Origin of the sequence: Denitrificimonas caeni (assembly GCF_027498055.1) — a bacterium.
Taxonomy (GTDB): Bacteria; Pseudomonadota; Gammaproteobacteria; order Pseudomonadales; family Pseudomonadaceae; genus Denitrificimonas.
Map to the genome: position 1 here is coordinate 316,174 of NZ_CP114976.1, position 17,741 is coordinate 333,914.

Annotated in this window: 19 protein-coding genes; 8 read left to right on the plus strand and 11 right to left on the minus strand. The window is 49.3% G+C overall.

The window, feature by feature from the left end:
- Position 1: 1 nt before the first annotated feature.
- Positions 2–388 carry an SCP2 sterol-binding domain-containing protein gene (locus O6P33_RS01565; protein WP_269818503.1) on the minus strand — a complete coding sequence of 129 codons (387 nt, stop codon included), beginning with the start codon at positions 386–388 and terminating at the stop codon, positions 2–4.
- A 456-nt stretch (positions 389–844) separates the two neighbouring features.
- Between O6P33_RS01565 and O6P33_RS01570 the strand changes: the two genes are divergently transcribed.
- On the plus strand, positions 845–1,402 hold the full coding sequence (locus tag O6P33_RS01570; RefSeq protein WP_269818504.1) for a chorismate--pyruvate lyase family protein: 558 nt from the start codon (positions 845–847) through the stop codon (positions 1,400–1,402).
- A 50-nt stretch (positions 1,403–1,452) separates the two neighbouring features.
- Positions 1,453–2,349, plus strand: coding sequence for a 4-hydroxybenzoate octaprenyltransferase (gene ubiA / locus O6P33_RS01575; protein WP_269818505.1), 897 nt, complete (start codon positions 1,453–1,455; stop codon positions 2,347–2,349).
- A 47-nt stretch (positions 2,350–2,396) separates the two neighbouring features.
- On the opposite strand, the gene O6P33_RS01580 is transcribed toward ubiA, so the two are convergent.
- From O6P33_RS01580 to O6P33_RS01600, 5 genes are all read right to left on the minus strand, one after another.
- A complete protein-coding gene (locus O6P33_RS01580) occupies positions 2,397–3,290 on the minus strand; it encodes a peptidoglycan DD-metalloendopeptidase family protein (protein ID WP_269818506.1) in 894 nt (297 codons plus the stop codon).
- Positions 3,291–3,424: 134 nt separating this feature from the next.
- Positions 3,425–4,342, minus strand: coding sequence for a response regulator (locus tag O6P33_RS01585; protein ID WP_269818507.1), 918 nt, complete (start codon positions 4,340–4,342; stop codon positions 3,425–3,427).
- Between the two features lie 92 nt (positions 4,343–4,434).
- On the minus strand, positions 4,435–4,911 hold the full coding sequence (gene secB, locus O6P33_RS01590) for a protein-export chaperone SecB (protein ID WP_269818508.1): 477 nt from the start codon (positions 4,909–4,911) through the stop codon (positions 4,435–4,437).
- A gap of 94 nt (positions 4,912–5,005) precedes the next feature.
- The gene (grxC, locus tag O6P33_RS01595) at positions 5,006–5,260 is read right to left on the minus strand and encodes a glutaredoxin 3 (protein ID WP_269818509.1); all 255 of its coding nucleotides are present in this window, start codon (positions 5,258–5,260) and stop codon (positions 5,006–5,008) included.
- Position 5,261: 1 nt separating this feature from the next.
- The gene (locus tag O6P33_RS01600; RefSeq protein WP_269818510.1) at positions 5,262–5,687 is read right to left on the minus strand and encodes a rhodanese-like domain-containing protein; all 426 of its coding nucleotides are present in this window, start codon (positions 5,685–5,687) and stop codon (positions 5,262–5,264) included.
- Between the two features lie 135 nt (positions 5,688–5,822).
- On the opposite strand from O6P33_RS01600, the gene gpmI reads away from it, so the two are divergent.
- The 3 genes from gpmI to O6P33_RS01615 all read left to right on the plus strand — a co-directional run bounded on the left by gpmI (position 5,823) and on the right by O6P33_RS01615 (position 10,124).
- Positions 5,823–7,358, plus strand: coding sequence for a 2,3-bisphosphoglycerate-independent phosphoglycerate mutase (gpmI, locus tag O6P33_RS01605; protein WP_269818511.1), 1,536 nt, complete (start codon positions 5,823–5,825; stop codon positions 7,356–7,358).
- Positions 7,359–7,485: 127 nt separating this feature from the next.
- Complete coding sequence (locus O6P33_RS01610; protein ID WP_269818512.1) at positions 7,486–8,763, plus strand: murein hydrolase activator EnvC family protein; 1,278 nt, start codon at positions 7,486–7,488, stop codon at positions 8,761–8,763.
- A gap of 35 nt (positions 8,764–8,798) precedes the next feature.
- Positions 8,799–10,124, plus strand: coding sequence for a S41 family peptidase (locus O6P33_RS01615; protein WP_269818513.1), 1,326 nt, complete (start codon positions 8,799–8,801; stop codon positions 10,122–10,124).
- Between the two features lie 47 nt (positions 10,125–10,171).
- Here the strand turns inward: O6P33_RS01615 and O6P33_RS01620 are convergent, their stop codons facing one another.
- The 5 genes from O6P33_RS01620 to hisB form a co-directional block, all read right to left on the minus strand.
- Positions 10,172–10,921 carry a substrate-binding periplasmic protein gene (locus O6P33_RS01620; protein WP_269818514.1) on the minus strand — a complete coding sequence of 250 codons (750 nt, stop codon included), beginning with the start codon at positions 10,919–10,921 and terminating at the stop codon, positions 10,172–10,174.
- Between the two features lie 24 nt (positions 10,922–10,945).
- Positions 10,946–11,725, minus strand: a complete 780-nt coding sequence (gene hisF, locus O6P33_RS01625) for an imidazole glycerol phosphate synthase subunit HisF (RefSeq protein WP_269818515.1) — start codon at positions 11,723–11,725, stop codon at positions 10,946–10,948.
- A 78-nt stretch (positions 11,726–11,803) separates the two neighbouring features.
- Complete coding sequence (hisA, locus tag O6P33_RS01630) at positions 11,804–12,538, minus strand: 1-(5-phosphoribosyl)-5-[(5-phosphoribosylamino)methylideneamino]imidazole-4-carboxamide isomerase (RefSeq protein WP_269818516.1); 735 nt, start codon at positions 12,536–12,538, stop codon at positions 11,804–11,806.
- Positions 12,539–12,589: 51 nt separating this feature from the next.
- The gene (gene hisH, locus O6P33_RS01635; protein ID WP_269818517.1) at positions 12,590–13,228 is read right to left on the minus strand and encodes an imidazole glycerol phosphate synthase subunit HisH; all 639 of its coding nucleotides are present in this window, start codon (positions 13,226–13,228) and stop codon (positions 12,590–12,592) included.
- The gene (gene hisB, locus O6P33_RS01640) at positions 13,228–13,821 is read right to left on the minus strand and encodes an imidazoleglycerol-phosphate dehydratase HisB (protein WP_269818518.1); all 594 of its coding nucleotides are present in this window, start codon (positions 13,819–13,821) and stop codon (positions 13,228–13,230) included. The genes hisH and hisB overlap by 1 nt, the downstream gene beginning before the upstream one ends.
- 140 nt (positions 13,822–13,961) lie before the next feature.
- Between hisB and O6P33_RS01645 the strand changes: the two genes are divergently transcribed.
- From O6P33_RS01645 to mutY, 3 genes are all read left to right on the plus strand, one after another.
- The gene (locus O6P33_RS01645; RefSeq protein ID WP_269818519.1) at positions 13,962–14,363 is read left to right on the plus strand and encodes an acetyl-CoA sensor PanZ family protein; all 402 of its coding nucleotides are present in this window, start codon (positions 13,962–13,964) and stop codon (positions 14,361–14,363) included.
- Between the two features lie 81 nt (positions 14,364–14,444).
- Entirely contained in the window at positions 14,445–16,679 is a 2,235-nt protein-coding gene (locus tag O6P33_RS01650; RefSeq protein ID WP_269818520.1) for an AsmA family protein, read from the plus strand.
- Positions 16,676–17,740 carry an A/G-specific adenine glycosylase gene (gene mutY, locus O6P33_RS01655; protein ID WP_269818521.1) on the plus strand — a complete coding sequence of 355 codons (1,065 nt, stop codon included), beginning with the start codon at positions 16,676–16,678 and terminating at the stop codon, positions 17,738–17,740. The genes O6P33_RS01650 and mutY overlap by 4 nt, the downstream gene beginning before the upstream one ends.
- Position 17,741: the final 1 nt, after the last annotated feature.

Here is a 17,741-nt window from a genome sequence, read left to right on the forward strand (position 1 = left end):
GCTAGTTGGCTTTTGCTTTACTTTTCTTCGGCATTAAGTATTTCATTAAACCTTGGAACCACATCACCATGGCAGTGTTGCCTTGGATCTGAATATTTTTATCTTGGATACCCTGCATAAAAGCCAACTGCTTATTCTTTGCATTCATGGTGGCAAAACCAAAGGCCGCATCTTTAAAGCCAATGGAGAAAGTTGGCTCCTGTGCAACACCTGAACGACTTTCTAGGCGATTATTTTTAATCACAAAATGACGCGCCACCTTGCCATCCAAGGTATGCAGCATAAAAGTTAAATCTTTATCTTGCAGCTGCTGCTGAAAAGCTGGGTTGTTTTTACTGGCCTTGTTCATCATCCGGCCGAGCATCCATAGTAAAAAACGAAATTTCATTTAGAGTTCCAATTAGTGTATTGCGCACAACGTGAGCTGGGTCAGCTTAAACAGCCGCGTGTCACAATGAGATGATTAATTTTATGAGCTTTATCGACAAAGCTCTCGCTAAACAGCATCAGAAGAGGATTTTGTCCATACCGAAACACTGATTAATAGCGGTTGCGCGACCTTTGCTAAACCTAACAAGCCACTGTTGTTATTAATCTGCAGCTTACCACTTCAGCAAAGCGGGCATCATACTAATGTCTAAAGACGGGTGCGTAAAGCGTCTGCTGCTGACTTGCGCGGAGAAACTCTTAGCTACTTTAGCTGTACCCGCCTCTGCCACAGTCTGCTGGCCGCTACTGTCGTTTACATTGACAGCTTGCCCGCTCTGAATAAAAACCACGGCAGTAAAAACCGCAATTAATGCGTGCTAAACTGAGCTTTCATTTTCACTAGTAAGTAGTTCTTGTGTCCAGCAACCAACCCTGCCCTAACAGCGCCCTATGGCGCACCACTCCCACATCTTCTGCCATTTTAAATACTTGGCTTTTTGATCAAGGCTCGTTAACCCAACGCTTAACGCAACAGTGCCAAGGGGTGTTTAATGTGCAGGTACTAAAAGAAGGCTGGCAACCACTCAGCGATGCTGAGTGCCAAGCTTTAGCCATTGCTCAACATAGCCTAGGCTGGGTGCGCGAAGTGTTTTTATGTGATGGCCAGCAGCCTTGGGTATTTGCTCGTAGCGTGGCCGGGCAAGCACAGCTGCAAGCGGTTGGTTTTGATCTCAGCCAACTGGGCCGCCGCTCCCTTGGCGAACTATTATTTAGCCAGCAAGCTTTTCAGCGTGGGGCTTTAGAAATCAGTCAAATACCTTGCCAGCAACTACCTGAAATTGCCCAACAACAAGCGCTCAACCATAGTTTTTTATGGGCGCGGCGCTCCTGCTTCACAAAAAACGCATTAGGCGTACTGGTGGCAGAGGTTTTTCTGCCCAAACTTTGGCAGGATAGCGGGCTCAACCTGTAACACTTACGTCTTTGGCTGCATTCAGCTTTACCCATTTCGCGGAGTCTTATATGTATATCAAACTGCTGAAATCCTGTAATCGCCTGCACCCCAGAGCTTGGGATTTTATTCAGTTAATGCGTTTGGATCGCCCCATTGGTATTTACCTTTTGTTGTGGCCAACTTTGTGGGCACTATGGATTGCAGGCGATGGCGCACCCAGCATTAAAAATACAATTATTTTTGTCCTTGGCGTAATTTTTATGCGCTCCGCTGGCTGTGCTATTAACGACTTTGCCGACCGCGGTATTGATGCTGACATTTGGCGCACTAAAGACCGCCCCATTGTCACCGGTCGAGTCAGTGCAAAAGAGGCGCTCATAACTTTTGCCCTATTGGTAGGTGCAAGTTTTGTTTTGGTGCTGCTCACTAATACGCAAACAGTTTACTGGTCGTTTCTAGCAGTGGGCCTGGCTGCTCTTTATCCATTTACTAAACGCTATACCTATTACCCACAGGTGGCGCTAGGTGCAGCGTACTCATGCAGTATTTTACTGGCTTTTAGTGCTCAGCAAGGCTCAGTGCCCGCAGCCGTTTGGCTGATTTATATTGCTAACCTGCTGTGGACCATTGCCTATGATACTTACTACGCCATGAGTGACCGTGAAGATGATTTAAAGATCGGGGTTAAATCCACGGCTGTTTTATTTGGTGACGCTGATCGCTTTATTATCATAACCCTGCAAGGCAGTGCATTATTCTGCTTACTATTAGCGGGTAATAATTTTGCCTTAGGTGGGTATTTTCAGCTGGGACTACTGGCTGCAGCCGCCTGCTTTATTTGGGAGTTTATCCATACTCGCCAGCGTGACGCACAGTCCTCTCTTCGGGCTTTCCTGCATAACCACTGGGCCGGTTTCTGTATTTTCTTAGGGATTGTTGCCCACTATACTTTCGCAGCGCAATAGCGCTCGCGTGTGAACAAGGGCACTGTCAATACCGTGCCCTGCCAGAGTCACTCACCGCCCACCGCAAAATGCGGCAAGCTGTTAACCGGCTGATTAAAGTCAAACGGAATCGACTCTACTGCTAAACCTACGTTGCGTTGCACCACAAAGTGTAAATGCGGGCCAGTGCTATTACCGGTATTACCTGAGCGGGCCAACAATGAGCCTTGGGCCACACGCTGTCCCTCGACAACGCTAACTGAACCTCTTTGCAGATGCAGATAGACACCCATGGTGCCGTCATCATGCAAAATACGGACAAAATTGCCCGCCGGGTTAGTACCTCGTCCAGTTTGCTGGTTCTCTGTTTTCACCACCACACCGGCCCGCGCGGCCACAATTGGCGTTCCTTCAGGCATCGCAATGTCCAATGCGTAACGTCCCTTGGGCGTGAAGTGACTGTACTTTCCGTTCGGTCCTTGGGTTAAACGAAATGGCCCGCCGCGCCACGGCAATGGGTATTTACTGGTTGTCGGTAAAAGTCGTGGGTCGCCTAGGGCATGGCGTAATTTAGGTTTGTATTGCAACGGCTGTGCAGAATCTTTTGGCGCTAAAGTAAGCAGGCGGATATGGCTGCGCGGTGGCAAAACCCAGCGTACCGGCTGCTTAAAACCACCGGCCAAATTAGCTTGCTCCTCTAATGTCAGCTCAATCTCCACTGGTGCATACAAATTATTGTGCACTAAGAGCGTTTCACCGGCAGCATGCTTCAGGGTTTCAAGTTTTACGTCATCTTCGATACGCTCAACCATGCGGTCATTAAAAACAAAAACCTGCGCACCAGCCTTGGCCTTGTCGGTATAAGTGACCACACCATTTTCATCGGTGTATTTGTACACCGTAAAGGCATGGCTGTAGCCACTTAGCAGCAGCCATGTTAAAAAAAGGAGTTTTTTGCTCATAGCACAGAGACCTGAACCTAATTAGCCCAGCAACATAGCAATACTTATCACAGAGTTCGAATGCAATAAACAAAGATGTGACCCGGTTGGCCTAGAATACTAAATATGCGGCGAATTTCTGCGTATTGACCTAACTAGGCACTAGGACTGAAATGCCGCTGCGCTGTTCCTCGCGCAATCAGCCGAGATAGATAATCGAGTTTTTTCGGATCGCTATCAACAAAACGGCAGGCTATTTGTAACCACTCACTGTCTGGACGTGCTTCTAAAGCACTGACGCTATGCACATAAGCATTAAGACGAGCGATTTCTGCCTCTTCACCTTGCTCTAAATCCAGCACAGCACTATCCAGCACTTGCGGCAGATTATCGCTGCGTTTCACCACCAGTAATGCTTCTTTAAGGCTTAAGGCTTTAATCACGCAAGCAAACTCACCATTGGACAGCCGTAATCGAGCCTGTCCTTGACCGCGCAAAGCACCACTAGACGAAGCCGCAGCTGCTACCGGTGCTGCAGGCGCTAATAAAGGCGAGCTGGCAGGCGCTTTGGCCGCTGCGGTTGGTGTTGGCACTGCGGGTGCCTGATGGGCAGTTAAAGCAGACAATGAATCATTGGCCACGCCTGTGCTTAAGTGCTTATTGGGGGCCGAGGCACTCAAAGCAGCTAAGCGACCACTGCGCGATAGAGCTTTAGTGACTTTAGTGCTTAATTGCTCTTGAGTGAAAGGCTTACCAATGTAATCACTCACTCCAGACTGGATTGCTTGCACAACATTATCTTTATCGCCGCGGCTGGTTACCATGATAAATGGCGTCGCTTTAAACTCAGACTGCTGCCGAAACCAGGTCAGCAATTCTAAGCCGCTCATTTCTGGCATTTCCCAATCGCACAAAACCAGATCAAACTTTTGCACGCCAAGCATTTGTTGGGCTTTACGGCCGTTTACTGCTTCATCAATCTGGATACCAGGGAAATGGCTGCGTAGACCTTTCTTAATTAAATCGCGAATAAATGAGGCATCATCAACGACTAAAACACTGACTTTACTCATTGACACCCCTATATTCTGGTTTGAACTGATCTTGCGCATGCCGGACTTATCGGCCAGCTGCGCAAGAGCTTTATACTGGTTGCCGCAGCTAATTAAGCTTGGGCTTCAGCACTGGCTTGCATGCGCTGTAACTCTTGCGCATAAAGCGCATCAAAGTTAACGGGTGCTAACATCAAGGCTGGGAAGGAGCCACGAACCACTAGGCTGTCTAAAGTCTCCCGTGCATATGGGAAGAGCAAGCTTGGGCAGAAAGCACCCAGCGCATGGCCTTTAGAACCGGCATCCAAACCTTGGATCAAGAAAATACCAGCCTGCTGAACTTCAGCAATAAAAGCAATATCCTCACCTGATTTAGCTGTCACTGTGACAGTTAATACCACCTCATGAAACTCACCGTCTAAGACGCGCTGGCTGGTGCTCAGGTCCAGCTCAATATTAGGGCTCCAGTCTTCACGGAAAATCTCTGGGCTTTTTGGTGCTTCAAAAGACAAGTCTTTAACGTAAATACGCTGTAAAGCAAACTGTGTGGTTTCTTCTTGCGCAGCTGCATTATTATTTTGTTCGGTCATATCTGTGTTGCCCCTCAACCTTAAATATATAGATTAAATACTCAGCCAGTAAGCTAGGCCTGTTTGTACAGTAACCTTGCCGAGTTGCCTAGCCCTAGCCGGCTAGCAAAGCGTCCAGTTTACCTGCTCGCTCAAGCGCAAAGAGCTCATCACAGCCACCCACATGAAGCTCATCAATCCAAATTTGTGGAACCGACGTGCGCTTGGCTTTTTCTGCCATTTGCGCTCGTACAGCTGGCTTACCGTCTACTTTAATTTCTTCAAAAGCCACGCCTTTATTGCTCAGCAAAGTTTTTGCTCGAACACAGAAAGGACACCAATCACTGCAATAGATAACTACTTTAGCCATATTATTTCACCACAGGCAGGTTTTCACTGCGCCAACCGGTAATACCACCAGATAAGCGTGCAGCGTTAAAACCTGCTTTCTTTAATTCAGAACAAGCGCTACCAGCATTTACACCAGAAGCACACACAACAATAATGGTTTTATCTTTATACTTTTCCAAATCAGCCATACGCGTTTTTAGTTGATCGCTGCTGATATTTTCTGAGCCAACAATATGCCCAGCAACAAAGTCTTTTTTCGGTCGAATATCCAGAATAAAAGCCTCATCACGATTGACCATCGCGGTCAACTCACGGGAGCTTAAGTTTCGCCCTGAATTGCGCGACTGCTGCACAATCAACAGCACCACGATGATTAAAAAAGCACCACTGAGCATATAGTGCACAGTAATAAACTCAAGGAATTTGGCCAGCGTATCAGTAAGCATAATGGGTACTCAAAGCATTAGAATCAGCAAAGTATACACAGACCTGTGCATTCTCTGAACTACTAACAATGACGTACCGAGTACATCCAGCTAAACTTAACCTATATTTTGTTACTTACTTGCGAGTTTACTCTTATGGATACCACGCCCAAACCATTGGTTTTAGTTATTCTCGACGGTTTTGGTCATAGCGACAGCCCTGACTATAACGCCATTTACAGCGCCACCACTCCAGTCTATGACCAGCTCCGCGCCGAGTACCCCCATGGGCTGATTTCTGGCAGCGGCATGGATGTTGGTTTGCCCGATGGGCAAATGGGTAACTCAGAAGTTGGCCATATGAACCTTGGCGCAGGCCGCGTGGTGTATCAAGACTTCACCCGTATTACTAAAGCAATTGACGATGGCGACTTTTTCACTAACCCTGCCTTAACTAAAGCAGTTGACCAAGCCGCAGAGCAGGGCAAAGCTGTGCATATACTGGGTTTATTGTCTGAAGGCGGCGTACACAGCCACCAAGATCACCTCATTGCCATGCTTGAGCTAGCGGCACAACGGGGGGCAGACAAGATCTATCTGCACGCCTTTTTAGATGGCCGTGATACCCCTCCGCGCAGCGCAAAACCTTCACTTGAAGCCATTGAAGCTGCCTGCAGTAAACTGGGCAAAGGCCGTATTGCCAGCCTAATTGGTCGCTACTACGCCATGGACCGGGACAACCGCTGGGATCGAGTTGAAAAAGCTTGGCAACTGATTGTCGATGGTCAAGCAACTTTCCAGGCCAATACCGCAAGTGCTGCATTAGCTGCAGCCTATGCCCGCGATGAATCAGATGAGTTCGTACAATCCACCAGCATTGGTGAGCCGGTCAGCATTGCTGATGGTGACAGTGTGATTTTCATGAACTTCCGCGCCGACCGCGCACGGGAACTGAGTCATGCTTTCTTAGATGATGAATTTTCTGGCTTTAACCGCAAGCGTCGACCACAGCTCAGTGAGTTTGTCATGCTCACCCAATACGCTGCTAATTTACCTGCCCCCAGCGCCTTTGCACCAACCGCTTTAGTCAATGTGCTGGGTGAATACCTGGCCGATCAAGGCAAAACTCAACTGCGCATTGCCGAAACCGAAAAATACGCCCATGTGACATTTTTCTTCTCTGGCGGCCGTGAAGAGCCTTTCCCTGGTGAGGAGCGCATTTTAATTCCTTCACCCAATGTTGCCACCTATGACCTACAACCAGAAATGAGCGCTCCTGAAGTCACTGACCGGATTGTCGAAGCCATCGAGCAGCAACGTTACGACGTTATTGTCGTGAACTACGCCAATGGTGATATGGTCGGTCACACTGGCGTTTTCTCTGCAGCAGTCCAAGCGGTAGAGTGTTTAGATAGCTGCTTAGGCCGCATTGTCAAGGCACTGGATCAAGTAGGCGGCGAAGCCTTAATTACCGCAGACCATGGCAACGTAGAACAAATGGAAGACGAAAGTACAGGCCAGGCACACACCGCCCACACCTGTGAGCCAGTACCCTTTATTTACGTGGGTAAACGACCAGCCAGTATCCGCGCCAATGGCGTGTTAGCTGATGTGGCTCCGACTATGCTGACCTTAATGGGCTTGCCTGTGCCAGCAGAAATGACCGGGCGTAGCATTGTCGAGCTGAGCTAAACGACACCGCCCTTGCCTGAGCACTCATAAGCAATCAGGCAAGGGCTTACCATCTGCTTTAGTATGCTGCGTGCTGCATCATTATTAGGCATAATCACCTTTTGTATTGCTCAGGTCACCCGACGTTATGCTACGCACAATTTTCATTCTTATCCTCAGCTGTGTCGCCACTTTTAGTCTGGCCAACGAGCAGCGTGCGCAAACCAAGCAAGAGCTGGCCCAAGCCGCTAAAGACATTGCCGAGTTAGAAAAACTGGTAAAAAAAATCCAGCAAGAAAAATCCAGTGCTGAGCAAGCATTAAAAAAGACTGAAGTGGAAATCGGCGACTTAGAAAAACAAGTCAAAGAGCTGCAGCAAGAGGAAAAAAAAACCGAGCAAGAACTGAAAGAACTGGATGAACAGAAAAAAAAACTCCAGAGTTCACGCCTTGAGCAACAAAAGTTAATCGCTATTCAGGCCCGTGCTGCTTATCAGTCCGGCCAGCAAGAACCCCTACGCTTGCTGCTAAATCAGCAGCAACCCGAAAAATTTTCGCGCAACCTGACCTACTACCAATACATTGGCAAAGCGCGTCAGCAGCAAATCAATGCTTTTAACGAAACCCTGCGCCAACTGAATAATATTTCCAGCCAAATCACTGCGCAACAAAACAAACTTGCCCAACAGCAAACCCGCTTACTCAGCAAGCAAGAATCCCTAACTGAACTGCGCAAACAGCGCCAGCAAAAAGTGGCCAGCCTTAGTCAGCAACAACGCAAAGAAAGCCAGTCACTAAAAAGCCGCAAAGCAGATCAGTCTGAACTGAATAAGGTCTTACAAACCATTGAGGCAACTCTGGCTCGACAAGCGCGCGAAGCCGAGGCCGAGCGCAAGCGTCAACAACTGCTGGCCGAGCAACAACGCCAACAAGCCGAGCAACTACTGGATAAACAACCCACCGTCAGTGCTGGCAAGCAGCCGCAAAGCCCTATGGTCTCCACTGCAGTTATTCATCAAGGCGGCCCCTTTTCTAGTGTGCGCGGTAAACTGCCTTGGCCAGTGAATGGTCGCTTGATTGCCCGTTTTGGTAGCGCTCGCGGCGACACCCGCAGCAAGTGGGACGGAGTGCTCATCAGCTCGCAACCGGGCACACAAGTACGCGCAATCCATTCAGGTCGTGTAGTATTTGCCGACTGGCTACGTGGCGCAGGGTTATTAGTGATTATTGATCATGGCGACGGCTATCTAAGCCTCTACGGGCATAATCAAAGCTTATTGAGCAGCCCCGGCGATATTGTGCAAACCGGTCAAGTCATTTCAACGGTTGGCAACACGGGTGGTCAGGATCAAGCAGCGCTCTACTTTGCTATACGCCAACAAGGCAAGCCTGCAGATCCTACGCAGTGGTGTCGTACACAAGGCTAATTGGAATGCCAACATTCTCTAGGAGTTACATCATCATGCCCTTTACTAAAACACGTTTAGCCTCAACGGTATTAAGCACTTTGCTGGTATTGGGTCTGATTAGTTCTGGTGCCAATGCAGCACCCAGCCCCACCGCCCTCACTGAGGCACCGGCAGAAACTTTACCCCTCAATGATCTGCGCACTTTTGCGGAAGTTCTAGAGCGCATTAAAACTGCCTATGTTGAACCCATTGACGATAAGACTTTATTTGAAAATGCCATTAAAGGCATGCTCAGCAATTTAGACCCCCACTCTAGCTATTTAGAGCCTGATGCTTTTCGTGAGCTGCAAGAAAGCACCAGCGGTGAGTTCGGCGGCCTAGGCATTGAAGTGGGCTTAGAAGATGGTATTTTGCAAGTCATCGCACCCATTGATGACTCTCCGGCTGCCGCTGCTGGCCTAGAAGCCCAAGACTTAATTATCAAGATTAATGATCAGCCCACCAAAGGCATGTCATTAATGAAAGCGGTAGAGCAAATGCGCGGGAAGCCCGGCACCAGCATCCGTTTAACCATCGCCCGCGATGGCCGCAAGCCTTTTGACGTAACCCTCAAGCGCGCCATCATCAAAAGTACTAGCGTAAAAAGTCAGCTCCTGGAAGACGGTTACGGCTTGATCCGCATCAGCCAGTTCCAAGTCAATACCGGTGCAGAAGTTGCCAAGGCTTTAGCTAAACTGAAAAAAGACAACAAAGGCCAAGCGCTGAAAGGCTTGATTCTAGACTTGCGCAACAATCCCGGTGGCGTCTTGCAAGCGGCGGTAGAGGTCACCGACCATTTCATCAGCTCTGGACTCATCGTCTATACCAAAGGGCGCATCGCCAATGCTGAGCTACGTTTTTCTGCCACAGCAGCTAACGCCAGTGATGATGTACCTTTAGTGGTGCTCATTAACGGCGGTAGCGCTTCGGCATCGGAGATTGTTGCTGGAGCCTTACAAGATCATAAACGCGCCGTAGTCATGGGCACAGACACCTTTGGTAAAGGCTCAGTGCAGACGGTTTTACCCCTCAATAATGATCGGGCATTAAAGCTCACCACAGCGCTGTATTACACCCCCAGTGGTCGCTCCATTCAGGCACAAGGCATTGTTCCAGACATCACTGTAGAGCGGGCGAAAATCAGCCAGGAAGAACACACGCTGGGAGTAAAAGAGGCAGACTTAGCCGGTCACTTAGGCAATGGCAATGCTGCCGCGGACAAGCGCGCGAAGACCGATAAACAGCAAACGCCACGCTTACAAGATGAGGATTATCAAATTAATCAGGCTATCAACCTGCTGAAAGGGGTAAACGTGTTACAAGGCCAAAAAGCACCTTAAACCCTGCCATTCAGTAGCGGCACTGCCAACATGCCGCTACTGAAGACTTAGAAGTACTTATTAAAATACTGCTCCAACTCGCCCTGTTCACGCATGGCATCCAGCGCTTCTTGCAGCTGTATAACCACGGCATCATCAATATCCTTATTGAGAGCAAGGTACAAATCTGCACGGTTAAAGCGCGACACCGTTTTTAGATTATGCACACCTTCCAGCGCAGCCAAATAACGCCCAGCAGGGTCGCCAGTAGCCCATAAGTCAATCTCGCCGCGCATAAGCTTTCCAGCATTTTCTTGATCACGTAACGCTGTTATCGGCTCAATGGCATGCTTTTGCAGATGTTCAGTGATCACATCACCACGGTATGAACCCACTTTATAGCGACCTGCTTCATCCAATGACTGCAACGTAATAGGACTGTCACTGCGAGCTAAAAACACCCAGTCATCAGGGCCAATTGGGCCAACCCATTGAAACAACTCTTCGCGCTCAGGCGAGCGTGACATGACAAACACGCCAACATCAGCTTTCTCTAAGACCTGCTTATACACGCGCTCCCATGGAAAACGTAACGTCAAAGTGTATTCAATACCTGCTCGGTGAAACATTTCACGCACTATATCTGTCGCAATGCCTTCAATATTTTCATCTCGACCAAAATTCTTGCCTTCTTTTTCCATATTGTATGGAGGAAAATTCTCAGTCAGCAAATGCACTTTGTGAGCGGGCTCTGCCGCCCAGCTTACTGCCGAATATAACAAAGCAGCCAGCACGAAGCTGGCTCTAAACTTAAACATGTTGTCCCCTAAAGTTAACTCTTATTATAGATTTTCGCGTACCACAATACCTTGGCTGGCCAAATACTCTTTGGCTTCTTGGATAGTGTATTCACCAAAGTGAAAAATACTTGCAGCTAAGACAGCATCGGCTTTACCCAATACAATACCGTCGGCCAAATGCTGTAAGTTACCGACGCCACCCGAGGCAATAATAGGAATATTAACCGCTTCACTGACAGCGCGAGTCACACCTAGATCAAAACCGTTTTTCATCCCATCTTGATCCATGCTGGTCAGTAAAATCTCACCGGCACCATAGCTTTCCATTTTTTTCGCCCACTCAACCGCATCAATGCCAGTGGGTTTACGTCCGCCATGGGTAAAGATTTCCCAGCGTGGCGGCTCGCCCACTGCAGATACCTGTTTAGCATCAATGGCTACCACAATTGACTGTGAGCCAAAATGCTCGGCTGCTTCGCGGACAAACTCTGGCGTAAATACCGCAGCGGAGTTGATCGAGACTTTATCGGCACCGGCATTGAGCAAGTTACGAATATCGTTGACCGTGCGCACACCACCACCCACAGTCAGCGGGATAAAGATCTGGCTGGCCATGCGCTCAACTGTCTGCAGCATGGTGTCGCGCCCTTCTACGGTGGCCGTAATATCCAGAAAGGTCAGCTCATCAGCACCTTGCTCGCTGTAACGGCGGGCAATTTCTACCGGATCGCCAGCATCGCGAATATTCTCAAATTTTACGCCTTTTACCACGCGGCCATTTTCAACATCAAGGCAAGGAATGATACGTTTCGCGAGCGTCATGCAGCTCTCCACAGAGTCAATTAAATTGTTGTATTGTGATAAAAAAAGCCCTTGTTTAAAAGGGCTTTTTATTAAGGATTATTTGAAGCTATCGCACAGGGCTTGGGCTTCAGCAATATCTAAGGTGCCTTCATAAATCGCGCGGCCGGTAATCGCCCCGACAATACCTGGCGCACGGGCATTCAATAGCGACTGCACATCACCTAGATTATGAATACCGCCTGAAGCAATCACAGGAATGCTGGTGGCGCGGGATAAGGCCGCTGTCGCTTCCACGTTACAGCCCTGCATCATGCCGTCTTTGGCAATATCGGTATACACAATGGCTGATACGCCATCAGCTTCAAAACGCTTAGCCAGATCCACCACTTGTAGCTCGCTGGTTTCAGCCCAACCATCGGTGGCAACAAAACCATCGCGCGCATCTAAACCAACAATCACTTTACCGGGGAAGGCTTTACAGGCCTCTGCAACAAACTCAGGCTCTTTCACCGCTTTGGTACCAATAATCACATAGCTAACACCGGCGCGCACATAGTGCTCGATAGTTTCCAGATTACGAATACCACCGCCAATTTGAATCGGCAGATCAGGGTAGCGCGCCGCAATGGCCTTAACTACGTCACCGTTGACTGGCTCACCAGCAAAAGCGCCATTAAGATCCACTAAGTGCAAACGACGGCAACCCGCCTCTACCCACTTTGCAGCCATTTCCACTGGATCGTTTGAAAAAACAGTAGAATCTTCCATACGCCCTTGGCGCAGTCGAACACACGCACCATCTTTTAAATCAATCGCGGGAATAATCAGCATTAAATCAGCCTGCCTAAAAGTTAAGTCAATAAATCAACTCAGAATCAAGCGCTACCAGCGCCCATCCCAAGCTACAAAGTTCTGTAATAGTTGTAAGCCGTGAGTATCGCTTTTTTCTGGGTGAAATTGCACTGCAAAACGCGCACCATCAGCCAAAGCAGCAGCAAACTCAACGCCATACTGGCAGCTACCGGCCACCTGCCGCGGATTATCAGCTTGTACATAGTAGCTGTGGACAAAGTAAAAACGCGCTAAATCGGGAATCCCGTGCCACATTGGATGCGGTAAGCTTTGCGTAACTTGATTCCAGCCCATATGCGGGACTTTTAAATGCTCAGCACCGGCCGCTAACTCAGTACCAAAAGCACGCACCTGCCCAGCAAACAAGCCTAGACCAGTAACCCCACCATTCTCTTCACTGCGCTCAAGCAATGCTTGCATACCCACACAAATGCCGAGAAAAGGTCGGTCGCTGCTGACTTCACGAATCACATCGAGCAGGTCATGGCGCTGCATCTCAGCCATGCAATCACGTATTGCGCCCACACCGGGCAGCACAATACGGTCCGCATCACGAATCACTTGTGGATCACTGGTGATTTGCACCCGCGCCGCAGCCACATGCTGCAGTGCTTTGCCCACAGAATGTAAATTACCCATCCCGTAATCAATTACGGCGATGGTTTGCATCACAGGCTACCCTTAGTAGAAGGCATACGTCCTTCCATGCGTGGGTCCACTTCCACCGCCATACGCAGGGCGCGGCCAAAGGCCTTAAATACAGTTTCAATCTGGTGGTGAGTGTTGGTGCCGCGCAAGTTATCAATATGCAAAGTCACTTGGGCATGGTTAACAAAACCTTGGAAGAACTCTTGGAATAAGTCCACATCAAAGCCGCCCACTAAAGCGCGGGAGTAAGGCACATTCATTTGCAAGCCTGGACGGCCTGAGAAATCTAGGGCAACACGGGATAATGCCTCATCCATAGGGACATAAGAGTGGCCATAGCGACGTAAACCGCGCTTATCACCCACAGCTTTTGCAAAAGCTTGGCCAATGGTAATGCCCACATCCTCAACGGTGTGGTGATCATCAATATGGGTGTCACCGATGCACTCTACATCGATATCAATCAAACCATGGCGCGCAACCTGATCCAACATGTGCTCCATAAAAGGCACACCAATGGCAAAACGCCCCTCACCAGTTCCATCCAAATTAATCGTAGCCTTAATTTGTGTCTCAAGGGTATTACGCTCTACTGAAACCTTACGTTCGGTCATGATTTACTCCACCGCTAAAAGCCGCATGATACGGCCGAGTTAACTCATTAGTTACCCATTATAGGCCTGCAACGTGTATGACCGCTACCGATAGACGTTTTTGAGCGTTACACTTACAGTTCAGTTTAGGAGTTTTTGTAATGCCTGTTTACTTTGAAAGCGCTGAACAGCCTAGCGCGCAAGACTTGGCTGACCTTGAAAAAATCTACGCCGATGCACCCGCCTGGCTGCTCACCCCTTACGCGGATGCAGCTGCTCTCATCGAGCATGGTTTAGCCAGCAACAGCTTGGTTACTGCGCGCTTTAATAGCCGTTTACTGGGTGCTGCCTTGCTGGATAAGCAGCCTGGCACTTGGACGCTTTCACACTTATGTGTCCGTGCTTTAACACGCAAGCGTGGCGTTGCCCGCCGAGTTTTAGAAGAAGCAACTCGTTTAGCCACAGAAGCACAAGCAACTTTGCAAGTAAGTATTGCGCAAGACCAAATAGAGCTCCAACAGATCGCGCAAAACAAGTCACTGGCCATTGTACTGACAGGTTAACAGCGCAGGCTCGCCTGTTTTGCACAGCATCCTGCTCTACACTGTGAGCAATACCATTTATTTTAAAAGAGGAAACAGCTCGTGAAATCTTTTAGCAAGCTTATCGGTCTACTCCTGCTTGGCGTATTACTGATAGTAGTGGCCGCAGGATTTGCCCTGACCCATTTTTTTGACCCAAACGACTATAAAGAAGAAATCCGCCAACTCGCCCGCGAGCATGCCAACCTTGAGTTGGAGCTCAACGGTGATATTGGCTGGAGTCTATTTCCATGGCTGGGTATCGAAATCACTGATGCCAAAATCGCCAGCGCCGACACCCCCGATGACCCTTTTGCTGATTTGCGTTTGCTGGGTTTATCAGTGCAAGTAATGCCATTGCTGCGCAAAGAAATCCAAATGAGTGACATCCGCATTGACGGTTTAAACTTGACCCTACACCGCAATGCGCAAGGCCAAGGCAACTGGGAGCATATCGGCCAACCCAGCACTAGCGAGCAAACAACAAGCGCTGAACAACAAACAGCCAGCAGTTCTGAATCCTCTCCCAAGGCACAGCAGCCCGGTCGTGCCAGCAAACCACTAAAGCTGGATATCAACAGCTTAATTGTTAATGGCGCGCGCATTGACTTTCACGACGAGCAAAGCGGCCAACAGTTCAACTTAGAAAGTGTGCAACTCACCACCGGAGCCATTCGTGATGCAGAACCTATTGCGCTAAAGTTCTCTGGCTTTTTCGGCAACAGCAAACCCCTGTTACGGGCCCGCATCGAACTCACCACTAAAGCCAGTATTGACCAAGGCTTACAACGCTTCGCCCTAGACAGCTTAAAGCTTTCTGGTGAAGTGGCTGGGGAACCGCTCAATGGGAAAACAGCGAACTTCACGGCACGGGGTAATTTACTCTATGACCAAAGCGCACAGGTGGCACGCTGGGATAATCTCCGTCTGTCTGTGAACCAGCTCAAAGCCCTGGGTGAGCTGCAAGTTGCCGAATTAAATACAGCAGCAAAACTCACTGGCGCATTCTCCATTGCTCCAGTCAATTTGCACGAGTTTCTCAGTGGGGTTGGCATTGAATTACCAGCCATGGCGGACAAAAAAGCCCTCAGCCATTTTGAGCTCAGCACCCGTCTCAACGGCACTCACAACAGCTTACTGCTCGATGAGCTGGCTTTGAGTTTTGACCAAACTGCACTCTCCGGCAGCGCTGGTATTAAAGATTTTACTAACAGCACGCTCTACGCCCATCTCAAGGGTGATCAACTGGATGCCGACCGTTACTTGCCCGCGGCTGAAAAAGCAGCAAGCACAGAGCGTCAAGCTGAAGTTAAGCAGCAAACTCAACAAGCTGGCAGCAGCGGCAGCACTGATCTACCGCAAGCTCCGTCAAAATCGGCTTGGAGCTCAGCTGATTTATTGCCCATGGAGCAACTGGGTAAGGTTAATGCTGATGTGGCTCTAACCTTTAATGAACTCACCATCAGCAAATTCCCCATCCTTCAAGCCCAGCTCAAATTACTGGCTAAAGAGGGGGTCATCACCTTAAACAACCTGCAAGGTAACTTGTTTAACGGCGAGTTTAAGAGCAGCGCCAGCCTCAATACGACAACGCCACAGCCGCAATTAACCGCGAAGCTCAATATCAACAATATCCCTATTGAGAAAATCACCCAAACCCTTGGTCAAGAAGTCACCATGACTGGCTTGCTAGATAGCAACATGGATTTACGCAGCCAAGGCAACAGCGAACAAGCTTGGGTTGATCACCTTAATGGCACATTGGACTTTGCTCTACACCAAGGTGTTTTGCTTGACGCTAACCTTGAACGCCAACTGTGCATTGGTATTGCCACGTTAAACCGCAAACAACTGGCTCCAGCCACAGGCAGCAAAGACACGCCATTTAATGATTTGCGCGGCACCTTAAAAATCCGTAATGGCGTAGCTAATAATCAAAACTTACGGGTCGCCATTCCCGGTTTAAGCGTTAAAGGCCAAGGCGATATAAACTTGCGTGTACTCAGTTTAGATTACCACTTAGGCATCTTAATTGAGGGCGACACCCAGCCTCAGGCTGACCCTGCCTGCCAAGTGAATAAAAACTTTGCCGGTTTAGAGTGGCCAGTACGCTGCCGCGGTCCGCTGGAGCTTGGCGCAAAAGCCTGCCGCATTGATCAAGATGCTTTAGCTAAAGCTGCGGCCAGCCGTGCCGGCGAAAAAATCACCGAGAAACTCCACGAAAAGCTGGATGAAAAACTCGGTGGTAAGGTTCGTCCTGAACTCAAAGACGCCATTAAAGGGTTATTGAACCGATGAACCCTGCAGCCTTTGGCCCCGCGGTAGTCGCTTGGTACGCCGAGCATGGACGTAAGAACTTGCCCTGGCAGCAAGCTGTTTCGCCCTACCGCGTTTGGGTTTCGGAAATTATGTTGCAACAAACCCAAGTCAGCACCGTCATCGACTACTTCACCCGTTTTATGCACGCCCTGCCCAATGTCCAAGCCTTAGCTGCTGCGCCACTGGATGAAGTCCTGCATTTATGGACCGGCCTAGGTTATTACACGCGAGCGCGCAATTTACATAAAACCGCTCAGTTCATTTGTCACGATTATGACGGTGAGTTTCCCCGCAGCGCTGCAGCCTTGGCTACTTTGCCCGGCATTGGGCCTTCGACCGCCGGCGCTATAGCCAGCTTAAGCATGGGCTTGCGTGCACCTATTTTGGATGGCAACGTCAAGCGTGTCTTAGCGCGCTACAGCGCCGAGGGCGAATACCCCGGTGCCAGCCAAGCCAGTAAGCGTCTATGGCAATTATCAGAACAACTCACGCCGCAACAGGACGTTGCCCATTACACCCAAGCTATGATGGATTTAGGTGCCACACTCTGTACCCGCAAACAGCCTGACTGTCCGCGCTGCCCTGTGCGCAGCGGCTGCTTAGCTTATGCCAATGAGCAACAGCACCGGATTCCGGTTCCCCGCCCACGCAAAAAGCTGCCGGTAAGGTGCGTAGCGATGCCTCTGTTGGTTAACCAAGATAACGCTATACTTCTGCAGGAGCGTCCCGCTACGGGCATCTGGGGTGGTTTATGGAGCCTGCCAGAGCTGGACAGCATTGATCTTCTTGAGCCGCTGTTACAGCAATATCAACTGCACACCCAGCAGCAACAACCACTAGCACCGCTACGGCATACCTTTAGCCACTTCCACTTGGACATTGAACCATGGCTCATTCATGTACACAGCAATGCAGCACCGGTCGTGGCCGAACACAATTGGCTCTGGTATAACTCAGCCAACCCTCCGCGCTTAGGTTTAGCAGCTCCCGTTAAGGAGTTGCTTGAGCGCGCACTTATTCAGTTGCAACAGGAGATTTAAG

Excerpts from the sequence above, each read along its gene's own strand:
- O6P33_RS01565 (WP_269818503.1), bottom strand. The coding sequence starts at position 388 with ATGAAATTTCGTTTTTTACTATGGATGCTCGGCCGGATGATGAACAAG.
- ubiA (WP_269818505.1), top strand. The coding sequence starts at position 1,453 with ATGTATATCAAACTGCTGAAATCCTGTAATCGCCTGCACCCCAGAGCT.
- O6P33_RS01580 (WP_269818506.1), bottom strand. The coding sequence starts at position 3,290 with ATGAGCAAAAAACTCCTTTTTTTAACATGGCTGCTGCTAAGTGGCTAC.
- O6P33_RS01585 (WP_269818507.1), bottom strand. The coding sequence starts at position 4,342 with ATGAGTAAAGTCAGTGTTTTAGTCGTTGATGATGCCTCATTTATTCGC.
- secB (WP_269818508.1), bottom strand. The coding sequence starts at position 4,911 with ATGACCGAACAAAATAATAATGCAGCTGCGCAAGAAGAAACCACACAG.
- grxC (WP_269818509.1), bottom strand. The coding sequence starts at position 5,260 with ATGGCTAAAGTAGTTATCTATTGCAGTGATTGGTGTCCTTTCTGTGTT.
- O6P33_RS01600 (WP_269818510.1), bottom strand. The coding sequence starts at position 5,687 with ATGCTTACTGATACGCTGGCCAAATTCCTTGAGTTTATTACTGTGCAC.
- gpmI (WP_269818511.1), top strand. The coding sequence starts at position 5,823 with ATGGATACCACGCCCAAACCATTGGTTTTAGTTATTCTCGACGGTTTT.
- O6P33_RS01610 (WP_269818512.1), top strand. The coding sequence starts at position 7,486 with ATGCTACGCACAATTTTCATTCTTATCCTCAGCTGTGTCGCCACTTTT.
- O6P33_RS01615 (WP_269818513.1), top strand. The coding sequence starts at position 8,799 with ATGCCCTTTACTAAAACACGTTTAGCCTCAACGGTATTAAGCACTTTG.
- O6P33_RS01620 (WP_269818514.1), bottom strand. The coding sequence starts at position 10,921 with ATGTTTAAGTTTAGAGCCAGCTTCGTGCTGGCTGCTTTGTTATATTCG.
- hisF (WP_269818515.1), bottom strand. The coding sequence starts at position 11,725 with ATGACGCTCGCGAAACGTATCATTCCTTGCCTTGATGTTGAAAATGGC.
- hisA (WP_269818516.1), bottom strand. The coding sequence starts at position 12,538 with ATGCTGATTATTCCCGCGATTGATTTAAAAGATGGTGCGTGTGTTCGA.
- hisH (WP_269818517.1), bottom strand. The coding sequence starts at position 13,228 with ATGCAAACCATCGCCGTAATTGATTACGGGATGGGTAATTTACATTCT.
- hisB (WP_269818518.1), bottom strand. The coding sequence starts at position 13,821 with ATGACCGAACGTAAGGTTTCAGTAGAGCGTAATACCCTTGAGACACAA.
- O6P33_RS01645 (WP_269818519.1), top strand. The coding sequence starts at position 13,962 with ATGCCTGTTTACTTTGAAAGCGCTGAACAGCCTAGCGCGCAAGACTTG.
- mutY (WP_269818521.1), top strand. The coding sequence starts at position 16,676 with ATGAACCCTGCAGCCTTTGGCCCCGCGGTAGTCGCTTGGTACGCCGAG.